Source organism: Kitasatospora sp. NPDC056800, assembly GCF_042789775.1.
Lineage (GTDB): Bacteria > Actinomycetota > Actinomycetes > Streptomycetales > Streptomycetaceae > Kitasatospora.
Genome location: NZ_JBHUAL010000113.1, coordinates 18,419 through 30,126, shown reverse-complemented (window position 1 = coordinate 30,126; position 11,708 = coordinate 18,419). Strand labels below are relative to the sequence as shown.

The 11,708-nt window shown below is 74.3% G+C and carries 16 protein-coding genes; 12 read left to right on the top strand and 4 right to left on the bottom strand.

Annotated elements, in window-relative coordinates; genetic code table 11:
• The 6 genes from ACFRQN_RS23750 to ACFRQN_RS23725 form a co-directional block, all read left to right on the top strand.
• The coding region (locus tag ACFRQN_RS23750) for a hypothetical protein (protein ID WP_380741906.1) at positions 1-857 on the top strand (857 nt) is incomplete at its 5' end.
• A gap of 189 nt (positions 858-1,046) precedes the next feature.
• A complete protein-coding gene (locus ACFRQN_RS23745) occupies positions 1,047-1,781 on the top strand; it encodes a DUF2993 domain-containing protein (RefSeq protein ID WP_049656250.1) in 735 nt (244 codons plus the stop codon).
• 270 nt (positions 1,782-2,051) lie between these two features.
• Complete coding sequence (locus tag ACFRQN_RS23740; protein WP_350517234.1) at positions 2,052-2,132, top strand: Ms5788A family Cys-rich leader peptide; 81 nt, start codon at positions 2,052-2,054, stop codon at positions 2,130-2,132.
• A gap of 233 nt (positions 2,133-2,365) precedes the next feature.
• Entirely contained in the window at positions 2,366-3,202 is an 837-nt protein-coding gene (locus ACFRQN_RS23735) for a sulfurtransferase (RefSeq protein WP_049656251.1), read from the top strand.
• A 37-nt stretch (positions 3,203-3,239) separates the two neighbouring features.
• Complete coding sequence (locus tag ACFRQN_RS23730) at positions 3,240-3,530, top strand: DUF1416 domain-containing protein (protein ID WP_030059605.1); 291 nt, start codon at positions 3,240-3,242, stop codon at positions 3,528-3,530.
• 75 nt (positions 3,531-3,605) lie between these two features.
• Positions 3,606-3,878, top strand: coding sequence for a DUF3099 domain-containing protein (locus ACFRQN_RS23725; protein ID WP_074006428.1), 273 nt, complete (start codon positions 3,606-3,608; stop codon positions 3,876-3,878).
• A gap of 20 nt (positions 3,879-3,898) precedes the next feature.
• On the opposite strand, the gene ACFRQN_RS23720 is transcribed toward ACFRQN_RS23725, so the two are convergent.
• Positions 3,899-4,261, bottom strand: coding sequence for a DsrE family protein (locus ACFRQN_RS23720; protein WP_049656255.1), 363 nt, complete (start codon positions 4,259-4,261; stop codon positions 3,899-3,901).
• Positions 4,262-4,609: 348 nt separating this feature from the next.
• Between ACFRQN_RS23720 and ACFRQN_RS23715 the strand changes: the two genes are divergently transcribed.
• From ACFRQN_RS23715 to ACFRQN_RS23705, 3 genes are all read left to right on the top strand, one after another.
• A complete protein-coding gene (locus ACFRQN_RS23715; RefSeq protein WP_049656257.1) occupies positions 4,610-5,194 on the top strand; it encodes an FABP family protein in 585 nt (194 codons plus the stop codon).
• Between the two features lie 103 nt (positions 5,195-5,297).
• Positions 5,298-5,762 (top strand): Fur family transcriptional regulator, encoded by a 465-nt coding sequence (locus tag ACFRQN_RS23710; protein ID WP_049656259.1) that lies wholly within the window; start codon positions 5,298-5,300, stop codon positions 5,760-5,762.
• Between the two features lie 19 nt (positions 5,763-5,781).
• Positions 5,782-6,744: a folate-binding protein YgfZ gene (locus ACFRQN_RS23705; protein ID WP_049656263.1), complete on the top strand. Its 963-nt coding sequence runs from the start codon at positions 5,782-5,784 to the stop codon at positions 6,742-6,744.
• A 66-nt stretch (positions 6,745-6,810) separates the two neighbouring features.
• Here ACFRQN_RS23705 and dtd read toward each other — a convergent pair whose 3' ends face one another.
• Positions 6,811-7,251 (bottom strand): D-aminoacyl-tRNA deacylase, encoded by a 441-nt coding sequence (dtd, locus tag ACFRQN_RS23700; protein WP_049656260.1) that lies wholly within the window; start codon positions 7,249-7,251, stop codon positions 6,811-6,813.
• Positions 7,252-7,877: 626 nt separating this feature from the next.
• Here dtd and ACFRQN_RS23695 point away from each other — a divergent pair.
• The 3 genes from ACFRQN_RS23695 to ACFRQN_RS23685 all read left to right on the top strand — a co-directional run bounded on the left by ACFRQN_RS23695 (position 7,878) and on the right by ACFRQN_RS23685 (position 9,841).
• Complete coding sequence (locus ACFRQN_RS23695) at positions 7,878-8,498, top strand: ABC transporter substrate-binding protein (protein WP_234348561.1); 621 nt, start codon at positions 7,878-7,880, stop codon at positions 8,496-8,498.
• Between the two features lie 75 nt (positions 8,499-8,573).
• Complete coding sequence (locus ACFRQN_RS23690; protein ID WP_380741903.1) at positions 8,574-9,533, top strand: asparaginase; 960 nt, start codon at positions 8,574-8,576, stop codon at positions 9,531-9,533.
• A 98-nt stretch (positions 9,534-9,631) separates the two neighbouring features.
• Positions 9,632-9,841: a dodecin gene (locus tag ACFRQN_RS23685; protein ID WP_049661518.1), complete on the top strand. Its 210-nt coding sequence runs from the start codon at positions 9,632-9,634 to the stop codon at positions 9,839-9,841.
• A gap of 15 nt (positions 9,842-9,856) precedes the next feature.
• Here ACFRQN_RS23685 and ACFRQN_RS23680 read toward each other — a convergent pair whose 3' ends face one another.
• The gene (locus tag ACFRQN_RS23680; protein ID WP_380741911.1) at positions 9,857-10,666 is read right to left on the bottom strand and encodes a heme ABC transporter ATP-binding protein; all 810 of its coding nucleotides are present in this window, start codon (positions 10,664-10,666) and stop codon (positions 9,857-9,859) included.
• 2 nt (positions 10,667-10,668) lie between these two features.
• Positions 10,669-11,679, bottom strand: coding sequence for a FecCD family ABC transporter permease (locus tag ACFRQN_RS23675; RefSeq protein ID WP_380741909.1), 1,011 nt, complete (start codon positions 11,677-11,679; stop codon positions 10,669-10,671).
• Positions 11,680-11,708 lie beyond the last annotated feature (29 nt).

Below are 11,708 nucleotides of genomic sequence, written 5' to 3'. Positions count from 1 at the left end.
AGGCCCCCGCGCAGCAGGCGGCGGAGGCCTTCGACCCGCCGACCATGACGCTCAAGCGCCCGGTGGCCCCCGGCCCGCTGGGCGCCCCCGCCGCGCCGCCGTACGGGGCCGTCCCGCCGCAGGCGGTGCCGCCCGCCGGTCCGCGCGGCCGGACCGGTTCGCCGATCATCGACCCGGGCCTGCAGCCGGCCCTGATCACCGCCGCCGTGGCCGTGCTGCTGGCCGGCGGTGCCGCGCTCGGGCAGGTCGCGCTGGCCCTGGTGGTCGCGCCGCTCCAGCTGCTGACGGCGGCCGGCTGGTTCCGGCTGAACGGCATGTGGCCGGCCCGGCAGGGCATCCTGCTCGCCGCGCTGGCGGGCCTGACGGCGGACGTGGCGGTGCTGCTGGCGGACTCCGACGGCGGCGTGGCGGCCGTGGTGGGCACCCTGGGCGGGTTCTTCCTGCTCGTCCTGGTGTTGCAGACGTTCCGCCCGTCGGACCCGAAGGAGCGGTTCTACGCGCTGACCGTGCTCGGCTCGGCCACCGTGGTGACGGTGCTGTGCACCGCGCTGCTGCTGGCCGACTGGGTGCCGGCCGCGGTGGGCGCGGTGGCGCTGGCCACCCTGCTGGCCGCGGCGCCGCTGCCCGGGCCGAAGCAGCTGGGCCCGGTGCTGGGCCTGGCCGCGGCGGTGCTGCTGGGCCTGCTGGTCGGGGCCCCGTTGGCGCTCGGTGCGCTGGCCGGGCTGGGTGCGCTGGTCGGCCGTCGGGTCGCGGCGTACGACTTCCCGTCCCGCTTCGTGCACATGACGGCGGGCGTGGCGCTGCCGCTGGCGGTGGCCGCGCCGCTGGCCTGGATCGCCACGGAGCTGCTGGCCTGAGCCACCCGTACCCACCCGTCCAGGCCTGTTCAGGTCGAATTCCCGCCCCGGAACCATGTTCCGGGGCGGGACGTCGTACGGTCGTGCGAGGGCGGACGTGTCCTGCGTCCGCCACGGAACGGTGAACGACCCACTGCGAACGACCACAGCGACGAACGACCACAGCGACCGGCGACGACGGGGGACACGATGCGCGGATGGCTGAAGGCCACGATCGGCCTGGCGGTGCTCTCCGGCCTGCTGCTGGGTGCGGACCGGATCGCGGTGGGCGTGGCCGAGGACGAGGCCGCCGACCGGATCGTGAAGAGCGGCCGGATGAGCCAGCGCCCGGACGTCTCGATCGAGGGCTTCCCGTTCCTCACCCAGGTGCTGTCGATGAAGCTGGACGACGTCCGGATCTCCTCCGACGGCCTGGCCGTCGGCGACGGCAGCCACCAGGTGGCGCTGCACTCGTTCAAGGCGCGGCTCGCCGGGGTCAAGGTCAGCGACAGCATGAGCAGTGCCACGGTGGACAGCGGCACCGGCAGCGGGGTGATCTCCTACCCGGACCTCGCGCAGCTGCTGCCGCCCGCCTCCCAGCTGCTGCACGGCGCCAAGCTGCCGGTGGGCGGCAACTCCCGGCTGAGCCTGGCCTACGCCGGTCCGGGCAAGGTCAAGGCCTCGCTGGGTCCGATCGAGATCGGCGAGGGCAGCGTGCGCAACAAGGGGAACACCGTCACGGTGGACGGCTTCCGGCTGAGCTCGCTGGCGGGGCTGGTGGCCGGTGCCACCAACCAGCAGCTGGAGCCGATGAGCTTCACCCTGGACTCGCTGCCGGCCGGGCTGAAGCTGGCCGACAAGGAGGGCGGGGGCGGCGGTGTGACGCCGCTGCCGGAGGGCCTCCAGCTGACCTTCGACGGCAAGGACGTCAAGCTCCTGGGCTGATCCAGGCCCGTCCCCGGCCCGTCCCCGGCCCGTCCCCGGCCCGGTCCCAAGGCCCGCCCACGGCTGTGCCGAATCGTTCCGCTCCGCGAGACGCGCTGTCCAGCGTGGGCCGTGGAGCGGTGTCGTTCGCGCCCCGCGCACGCCCTCCGGGGGCCGCCGGCCGGGCCCGGACAGGCCGGACCGGGGGTAAATCCCATCATCCGGTCGTTCTGATCCCACTATTCGATACGCTGATGACAGCGGGCCTCCGGTGTCCCTAGCATCGTCGGCATGAAGCGACAGACGGACCTCACGAAGCGGCGGGCGGTAGACCTGTGCCGCGTGGCCGCCTGTCTGTGTCGAATGCGCTGATTCGGCGCCCCCGGCAGGGCAGTTGACGCCCGCCGCCGATCTTTCCGGCGACCGCGCCCGGCCCCCCGGGCCGGCGGTCGCCGAGGTACTCCGCAGTCTCCTGCCCGGCCGCACCGGCCCACCCCCTCGTCCCGCTATTCGGACAGGGTTTCGGACCGCACCCTCCCGGGCACCCTGCAGCACCCTCCTGAGCAGCACCTTCCGCACAACCGCCCTCGGATGGAGAACCCACCATGAGCCGCAGCGACGTCCTGGTCGACGCCGACTGGGTCCAGGCCCACCTGGACGACCCGAAGGTCGTCATCGTCGAGGTCGACGAGGACACCTCCGCGTACGAGAAGAACCACATCCGCAACGCCGTCCGGATCGACTGGAAGCAGGACCTCCAGGACCCGGTCCGCCGCGACTTCATCGACCAGGCCGGCTTCGAGGCCCTGCTGAGCGCCAAGGGCATCGCCAACGACCAGACCGTCGTGCTGTACGGCGGCAACAACAACTGGTTCGCCTCGTACGCCTACTGGTACTTCAAGCTGTACGGCCACGGCGACGTCCGCCTGCTGGACGGCGGCCGCAAGAAGTGGGAGCTGGACTCCCGCGACCTGGTCGCCGAGGTGCCGGCCCGCCCGGCCACCGAGTACACGGCGCAGGCAGCCGACGCCTCGATCCGCGCCTTCCGCGACGACGTGATCGCCGCCATCGGCACCCTGAACCTGGTCGACGTCCGCTCGCCCGACGAGTTCTCCGGCAAGCTGCTCGCCCCGGCGCACCTCCCGCAGGAGCAGTCGCAGCGCCCCGGCCACGTGCCGAGCGCCCGCAACATCCCGTGGGCCAAGAACGCCAACGACGACGGCACCTTCAAGAGCGACGACGAGCTCAAGGCGCTGTACGAGGCCGAGGGCATCGACCTGGCGAAGGACACCATCGCCTACTGCCGCATCGGCGAGCGCTCCGCGCTCACCTGGTTCGTGCTGCACGAGCTGCTCGGCCAGGAGAACGTCAAGAACTACGACGGCTCGTGGACCGAGTACGGCAGCCTGGTCGGCGTGCCGATCGAGCTCGGCAGCAACTGAGCCCCCGGCTCGACCCGTAAGTCAGAAGGAGACAGACATGTGCGGTGCGAAGGCCGGCGGCCCGGACCTGGCAGGAGTTGACGTGGCGAACGAGACGATCATCCAGGGTTCGGTGACCCGCGACGGAGAGCCGGTCAACGGCTACGTGCGGCTGCTGGACGAGGGCGGCGAGTTCACGGCCGAGGTGCCCACCTCGGCGACCGGCCAGTTCCGGTTCTTCGCCCGCCCGGGCAAGTGGACCCTGCGCGCGCTGGTGCCGGGCCAGACCGTGGACCGTCAGGTGGTGGCCTCCCAGGGCACCGCCGTCGAGGTCGCGATCGCGGTCTGACCGGAGCCGGGACGATCCCGGACCAGACTCCGAGGGCCCCTGCCGAGCAGGGGCCCTCGGTCGTACCGTGGAGGGGTGCAGGCAAGGCGGCGGCGTCGCTACTACTTCGCCATGATGGGCGTGTGCCTGGGCCTGTTCGTCATGGCCTGGGGCGTGGTGCGGTTCTTCTCGGTCGGCGCGGCGATCGGCATGTGCGTGGTCGCGATGGTCATCCCGCCGGCCGCCGCGGTGTTCGCCAACAAGCGCGACCCGGACGACGACTGGTGGAACGACCCGCGCTGGGACGACCCGAAGTGGGACGAGCCCGGCCACGACCGGGACCGCCCCGACCACGAGGAGCACCCGTAGGCGTCGACGCGCGAGGCGCCTCAGTACACGAGCGCCTGGACGTTGTCCGACATGATCTCGCTGACGAAGACCTGGGCGCCCGCGATGCGGACACCCTCGACGGTGTCCTGCTGCGTGATCCCGCGCCGGGCCGCGCACTGGGTGCACAGCGTCACCGAGCCGGCCGCCAGGATCGACTCCAGCAGGTCCGGCAGCGGCGCCGCGTGCGGCAGTTCGAACTCCGCGGCCCGGCCCGGCAGCGCGAACCAGGAGGACTCCCCGGTCAGCCAGAGCGAGACCTCGATCCCGCTGGCGACGGCCACCGCCGCCACCGTGAACGCCTGCGAGCACCGCTCCGGCGCGTCCGCCCCTGCGGTGACCTTGATGACCAGTTTCTTCGCCATGGCGCCACCTTAGAGGTGCCGGCGCCCCCGCCGTCCGGCATCCCCGGAAGCCTTGGGCAAAGCTTGAGCAGCCGCGGGAGGACGGCGCGAACGGCGACGTGGTGGGGCTCACCGCGACCCTCCGGAACCCGGCGGATAGAGTGAGCCGAGCACAATCCACCACACTGTCGCCGCCTGGGAGCCACCCGTGTCCGGTCTGGAAATCTTCTTCGACGGTCTGCTGGCCCTCATGGCCGTGCTGATCACCTGGTTCGCCATCTTCTCGGTGATGAAGCTGTACCAGGGCCAGCGCTGAGACTGCCGTACGGTTGAGGCAGTCCCACACCGACGAGAACAGCGACCAGGAACATGATCGAGATCCCTTCTGACCTCCACAGGGACGTCGTCCCGCTCGCCTTCCTCCTCGGCACCTGGGAGGGCGCGGGCGTCTACGACTTCCCGGGCGCGGAGAAGTGCAACTTCGGCCAGGAGATCGTGATCCGCCACGACGGCCGCCCCTTCCTGGAGTTCCGCTCCCGGACCTGGGTGCTGGACAGCGAGGGCGAGAAGGTCCGTCCGCTGGAGAACGAGCACGCGTTCTGGCGCATCACCAGCAACCACGACGGCACCAGCGGTGTCCGGGGGATCGAGATCTCCTCCGTCCGCGACGACGGCACGGTCGAGATCTGGTACGGCGAGCTGGCCGACGGCAAGCCCCAGGTCGACGTCTCCACCGACGCGGTCGCCCGGATCGAGGGCTCCCCGGAGTACTCGGGCGGCAAGCGGCTGTACGGCTTCGTCAACGGCGAGCTGCTCTGGGTCGGCGAGAAGGCCGCCCCGAGCGTGCCGCTGCGCCCGTACATGTCCGCCCAGCTGAAGAAGGTGCTCAGCCCGGCCCAGCTGATCAAGGACATCAACGACCTGCCGGACGACGGCATCGCCTTCTTCAAGTAGGCCGATCGCGCGACCGGCACTTCCGTGCACGAGGTAGGGACCGGCCCCCGGCCGGTCCCTACACTTGCTCCAGGACCCCCGACCATTGGCAGGGACGAGTACCGTGGCGGACACCGGCACCACCGACTGGCAGCTCTCCGGCGACTGGAAGGCCGACCTGCGCGAACGCGGGTACCGGCTCACCCCGCAGCGGCAGCTCGTGCTGGAGGCCGTCGACGAGCTCGACCACGCCACCCCCGACGACATCCTCTGCCACGTCCGCCGGACCGCCAGCGGTGTCAACATCTCCACCGTCTACCGGACCCTGGAGCTGCTGGAGGAGCTGGGCCTGGTCTCGCACGCCCACCTCGGCCACGGCGCCCCGACCTACCACCTGGCCGGCCGCCACCACCACCTGCACCTGGTCTGCCGGGACTGCGACAAGGTCACCGAGACCGGCACCGAGATCGCCCAGCCGCTGATCGACAGCCTGCGCGAGCGGCACGGCTTCGACACCGACCTCAAGCACTTCGCCATCTTCGGCCGCTGCGCCGACTGCACCGCCAAGCTCGTCGGGGACCAGCCGTAAGCTGGCCGGTATGACCGGTGTGAAGAGCCCGCTGCTTTCCCTGCCCGGAGCCGTCCCCGCCGAGGGGGCCGACGAGGGCGTCGCCGCCCACTACGGCGACATCTTCCGCGAGCAACGCAGGCTGTCGCAGGGCGTCGGCTTCGTCGACCTCTCGCACCGCGGCGTGGTCACCGTGACCGGCGCGGACCGGCTCTCCTGGCTGCACCTGCTGCTCACCCAGCACGTCAGCGAGCTGCCGCCGCAGCAGGCCGCCGAGGCGCTGGTGCTCTCCCCGAACGGGCACGTCGAGCACGCGCTCTACCTGGTGGACGACGGCACCACCACCTGGGCGCACGTCGAGCCGGGCACCCAGGAGGCGCTGGTCGCCTACCTGGAGGGCATGAAGTTCTTCTACCGGGTGGAGGTCGCCGACGCGACCGCCGAGTACGCCGTGGTGCACCTGCCGGCCGGCTCCACCGCCGCCGTCGAGGGCGCCGCCGCCGTCCGCGAACTCCCGTACGGGCGCGACCTGTTCGTGCCGCGCGCCGAGCTGGAGCGGCTCACCGCCGGGTACGGTCCGGCGGCCGGGGTCTGGGCGTACGAGGCGCTGCGGATCGAGGGCCACCGGCCCCGGCTGGGCTTCGAGACCGACCACCGGACCATCCCGCACGAGGTGGACTGGCTGCGCACCGCCGTCCACCTGCAGAAGGGCTGCTACCGCGGCCAGGAGACCGTCGCCCGGGTGCACAACCTGGGCCGCCCGCCGCGCCGGCTGGTCTTCCTGCACCTGGACGGCACCGAGGAGACGCTGCCCCCGCACGGCACCGAGGTGCGGCTGGCCACCGACCCGGACGGGCGGGCGCTGGGCTTCGTGACCTCCTCGGCCCGGCACCACGAGCTGGGGCCGATCGCGCTGGCGATCGTCAAGCGGAACGTCCCGGTGGACGCCGTGCTGCTGGCCGGCACGGTGCCGGGCACCCAGGACGTGATCGTCCCGCAGTAGGGCCGTCCAGGGCCGCGCCGGGGCCGCTCGGCGCCCCGGCCGGGCCCGGTGGGGCCCCCGGCGGGGTCAGACCTCGACGAGGACGGTGAACGGGCCGTCGTTCACCAGCGCCACCCGCATGTCGGCGCCGAACCGGCCCGTCTCCACCTTGGCGCCCAGCGCGCGCAGCTGCGCCACCACCTCGTCCACCAGCGGCTCGGCGACCGGGCCGGGGGCGGCGGCGTTCCAGGTGGGGCGGCGGCCCTTGCGGGCATCGCCGTAGAGCGTGAACTGGCTGATCACCAGCAGCGGGGCGCCGAGGTCCGAGCAGCTCTGCTCGACGCCCTCGTCGTTCGCGGGCAGCAGCCGCAGCGTCCAGAGCTTGCGGGCCAGTTGGGCGGCCTTGGCGGGGGTGTCGTCGTGGGTGGCGCCGACCAGGACGCAGAGCCCGGGCCCCTCGATCGCGCCGACGGTCTCACCGGCCACGGTCACCCGGGCCTCGGTCACTCGCTGCACCACTGCTCGCATGCCGCCATTGTGCCGGAGCGCCGTACGGCCCCCGGAGGAGCCCCGGGTGCTTTCCGCGCGGCCCGCGCCCGGCGCGTCCGCCGCCGCTCCGCGCCCGCGCATCCGCCGTGCCCCCGGCTCAGCGCCGCACCCTTCCCGGCCGTTCCGCCCGGCCGCCCCTCCGGTCGGCCCCGTCCCTCCGCCCCGGCGGCCTCCCCAGGGCGCACACCAGGGGCGCGCGCGAAGGCCGTGCACGCCCTGGGGTGCGCGCCTGCGCGGAATCGGGCGCCACTCTTCCTGGGGAAAGGGCTGGTCATATCAGCCACCCCCGTTCGCCAGGGGGCCGTTCGGGTGCACGGGCGGTGCGCGTGCGCCGGGTGGGGTGGCACGCTGGTGGACCGTACGAGGGGTCCGGGGCGCCAGGAGGTCCGCCGCGCCGGACCCGGGTTCGGCCGGGCGGTCGAGCCGGTAGGTCAGGCGTCTGGCGGTGCCGCCCCGGTGGGCGTCACGGCCGGGGACCGGAGCCTCCGGGGGTTCCCGGCGGGCCGGTGGACGGGACGCGCGGCCCGTCGGGGGACGGGTCGGACCGGCGGCAGCGACGGGGTGCCGCGAGCGGGCGGGATCGGACGACGTCAGGTGGTTGGGTGATGGACGCGAGCAGCGTGGCGCGGGACCGGTCCGGGTCGGTGGTGCGGGCCCCCGGGGGCCCGGACGGTCCGGCGGCGGGCGCGGAGGACGAGCCCGACCTGGAGGGGCTGGGCCTGGAGCAGCTGCGGGTGCTGCGCCGGGAGACCCTGGAGCAGGAGGCCGACCTGTCCTACCTGCGGCGGCTGCTGCACGGGCGGATGGACATCCTGCGCGCCGAACTCGACCGGCGGCCCGGCACGGGCCCGGTCCGTACGGCCGACCCGTCCGGCCCCGACCCGGCCCCCGGCGACCTGCTGGACCGGCTGCCGGCCATCCTGACCGACGCGCCCTCCACCGTGCGGCGCTCGGCCCGGCACGTCACCCTCGGGCCGCCGCGCACCCGGGAGTCCCGGCTGGAGGCGGACGCGCTGATGGGCGACGTCCAGCTCGCCGACCTGGCGGCGCACCCGGCCGAGGAGCTGCTGGCCGCCCTGGAGCGGCTGCGGGCGTACGAGCGGGAGGTGTCCGGACGGCGCCAGCGGCTGCTGCGCACGGCCGACGGTTGCAACGCCGAGATCACCCGCAGGTACCGTGATGGGGAAGCACGGGTCGACGACCTGCTCGCACGGGGGCCGCTCTGACCGGGTGGGTCGCCGTGGGCGGGTGAGGCCCGGCTCGCTCCCGGCCCACCCTCGCCCCGGAAGGCTCACACCGCCATGTCCCTGCCCGCCCCCGCGCCCGTTCTCGCCGAGGTCATACGCTCCGGCTTCGTCGAGGGCCGCCACCGCGGCTCCCTGGTGCTGCTCGCGGCCGACGGCTCGGTCGAGTTCGCGCTCGGCGACCCGGACGCCCCGGTCTTCCCGCGGTCGACCGCCAAGCCGTTCCAGGCGGTGGCCACGCTGCGGGCCGGGCTGGCGATCGAGGGCGAGCTGCTGGCGCTGGCGGCCTCCAGCCACTCCGCGGAATCGTTTCACCTCGATGGCGTGCGGAGCATCCTCGGCTCCGCCGGGCTCGACGAGTCGGCCCTGCGCACCCCGGCCGACCTGCCGCTGGACGAGACCGAGGCGGAGCTGCTGCTCGCCGCCGGCGGCGGGCGCGCCCCGATCCTGATGGACTGCTCCGGCAAGCACGCCGGCTGGCTGGCCGCCTGCACGGCCAACGGCTGGGACACCGAGAGCTACCTCGACCCGGCCCACCCGATCCAGCGGCTGGCCCGCGAGGCCCTGGAGGAGGCCACCGGCGAGACCGCCGCCCACGCCGGGGTGGACGGCTGCGGCGCGCCGCTGCTGGCCGTGTCGCTGACCGGCCTGGCCCGCGGCTACCGCGGCCTGCTGCTGGCCGCCGAGGGCAGCGGGCCGCGCCGCGTCGCCGACGCGATGCGCGCCCACCCCGAGTACGTGGCCGGCACCCGGCGGGCCGACACCTGGCTGATGCGGGCGGTGCCGGGCGCGCTGTCCAAGATGGGCGCCGAGGCCGTCCAGGTGGTCGCGCTGCCGGACGGCCGGGCGCTGGCCTTCAAGATCGAGGACGGCGCCGAGCGGGCCCGCGGCCCGGTGCTGGCGGCCGCGCTGCGCTGGCTCGGGGTGACCGGGGCGGACGGGACCGTCGAGCGGATCGGCGCGGCCCCGCTGCTCGGCGGCGGCGTGCCGGTCGGCGAGGTGCGGGCGGCGTTCTAGGGCCTCTCCGAAGACGGGCGGCCGCCCGTCGGGGTGCGGGCGGACCCGGGTCGGTGCACGGTGGACCGGGGGCGTCCGTACAGCTGAGGGAGTCCGCCATGACCGACCATGTGTACCGGGTGACCGAGATCGTCGGGTCCTCGGCCGAGAGCGTCGACGCCGCGATCCGCAACGGGGTGGAGCGGGCCTCCCGGACGCTGCGCAACCTCGACTGGTTCGAGGTCTCGCAGGTCCGGGGCCACCTGGAGGACGGCCGGATCAAGCACTACCAGGTGTGCATCAAGGTCGGCTTCCGGCTGGAGGACTGAGCGCCGGCGAAGCGCTCAGCGCTCCGGCAGCACCAGCGGCACCCCGGTGCGCGGGTGCGCCAGCACCTCGACGGGGTGCCCGTACACCTCGCTGAGCAGCGGTGCCCGCAGCACCTCGGCGACCGGCCCGTCCGCGACCGTCGCCCCGCCCGTCAGCAGGACCACCCGGTCCGCGTAGGCCGCCGCCAGGGACAGGTCGTGCAGCACCACGACCACCCCGTCCCCGGCCGCGGCCCGGGCCCGGGCGACCCGCAGCACCAGCTCCTGGTGGCGCAGGTCGAGGGCGGCGGTCGGCTCGTCCAGCAGGAGCAGCGGGGTGCGCTGGGCCAGCACCCGGGCCAGCGCCACCCGGGCCCGCTCGCCGCCGGACAGGGCGGTGAACGGGCGCCCGGCGAAGGCGGTGGACTCGGTGGCCGCCATCGCCTCGGCCACGGCCGCCGCGTCCTCGGCGGCCGCCGCCGTGCCCGCCCACGGCGCGCGGCCCATCCGGACCACCTCGTCGGCCGGGAACGGGAAGGACAGTGCGGCGGACTGCGGCAACAGGGCGCGGTGCAGGGCGAGTTCGGCGGCGCCGTAGTCGGCCGGCGGGCGGCCGCGCAGGGTGACCGACCCGCCGTCCGGCCGGACGTCGCCGGCCAGTACGGACAGCAGGGTGGACTTGCCGGCGCCGTTCGGCCCGAGCAGCGCGACCAGTTCGCCGGCCGCGACCCGGACGGCGGCGCCGTCCAGCAGCGGGCGCCCGCCGAGGCTCAGCCGGACGCCCTCGGCGGTGAGCAACTCGCTTCCGGGCTCCGGTCGTTCGGGGATCTCCCGGTGGCGTCGCAGTCTCACGCCCAGCCTCCCTGCCTGGTCCTGGTCCGGCGCAGCAGCCAGAAGAAGAACGGGCTGCCGATCAGTGCGGTGACCACCCCGAGCGGGATCTCGGCGGGCTCGGCGACGGTGCGGGAGGCGAGGTCGGCGGCCACCAGCACCAGCGCGCCGCCGAGTGCCGAGGCGGGCAGCAGGAAGCGGTGGCCGGGCCCGGCGAGCATCCGCAGCAGGTGCGGGACGACCAGGCCGACGAAGCCGACGATGCCGCTGACCGCCACGGCCGCCGCGGTGAGCAGGGCGACGACGGTGATCAGCGCCAGCCGCATCCGCTCGACGTCCACCCCGAGGTGGCTGGCCGGGCGCTCGCCGAGCGCCAGCAGGTCCAGCCTGCGGGCGTACAGCGGGGCGACGGCCAGGCCGGCCAGCGCGAACGGCAGGACGGCGAGCACCTTGCCCCAGGTGGCCTGGGAGAGCGAGCCGAGCTGCCAGAAGGTGACCTGGCTGATCGCGGCGGGGTCGGCGATGAACAGCAGGATGCCGATCAGCGCGCCGCAGAAGGCGTTCACGGCGACGCCGGTGAGGATCAGCGTGACCACCTCGGTCCGCCCGCCGGAGCGGGACATCGCGTACACCGCGACGACCGTCAGCAGGCCGCCGGCGAAGGCGAAGACGGGGGCCGTCCAACCGCCCAGGGTGTTCAGGCCGAGCACGATGCAGGCCACCGTGCCGACCGCGCTGCCGGAGGAGACCCCGATCACGGCGGGCTCGGCGAGCGGGTTGCCGAACACGCCCTGCATCAGTGCCCCGGCGCAGCCGAGCGAGCCGCCGACCAGCAGGGCGAGCACCACCCGGGGCAGCCGGACGTTCCACAGCACGGACTCGGGCACCCGGTCCAGGGCGTGGCCGCCGAGGCCGAGGCGGTGGGCGGTGGAGGCGAGGATGTCGCCGAGCGGGATGCGGTAGGCGCCGACGCCGGCCGCGAGGAGGGCGCAGAGGAGCAGGGCGGCGGCGAGTCCGGCGGTGAGCAGGGCGGTCCGGCCGGCGGTCGGCGCGGAGG

What these genes read in the sequence shown, in the direction of transcription:
- ACFRQN_RS23745 (WP_049656250.1), top strand. Translation starts at nt 1,047, where the DNA reads ATGCGCGGATGGCTGAAGGCCACGATCGGCCTGGCGGTGCTCTCCGGC.
- ACFRQN_RS23740 (WP_350517234.1), top strand. Translation starts at nt 2,052, where the DNA reads ATGAAGCGACAGACGGACCTCACGAAGCGGCGGGCGGTAGACCTGTGC.
- ACFRQN_RS23735 (WP_049656251.1), top strand. Translation starts at nt 2,366, where the DNA reads ATGAGCCGCAGCGACGTCCTGGTCGACGCCGACTGGGTCCAGGCCCAC.
- ACFRQN_RS23730 (WP_030059605.1), top strand. Translation starts at nt 3,240, where the DNA reads ATGTGCGGTGCGAAGGCCGGCGGCCCGGACCTGGCAGGAGTTGACGTG.
- ACFRQN_RS23720 (WP_049656255.1), bottom strand. Translation starts at nt 4,261, where the DNA reads ATGGCGAAGAAACTGGTCATCAAGGTCACCGCAGGGGCGGACGCGCCG.
- ACFRQN_RS23715 (WP_049656257.1), top strand. Translation starts at nt 4,610, where the DNA reads ATGATCGAGATCCCTTCTGACCTCCACAGGGACGTCGTCCCGCTCGCC.
- dtd (WP_049656260.1), bottom strand. Translation starts at nt 7,251, where the DNA reads ATGCGAGCAGTGGTGCAGCGAGTGACCGAGGCCCGGGTGACCGTGGCC.
- ACFRQN_RS23695 (WP_234348561.1), top strand. Translation starts at nt 7,878, where the DNA reads ATGGACGCGAGCAGCGTGGCGCGGGACCGGTCCGGGTCGGTGGTGCGG.
- ACFRQN_RS23690 (WP_380741903.1), top strand. Translation starts at nt 8,574, where the DNA reads ATGTCCCTGCCCGCCCCCGCGCCCGTTCTCGCCGAGGTCATACGCTCC.
- ACFRQN_RS23685 (WP_049661518.1), top strand. Translation starts at nt 9,632, where the DNA reads ATGACCGACCATGTGTACCGGGTGACCGAGATCGTCGGGTCCTCGGCC.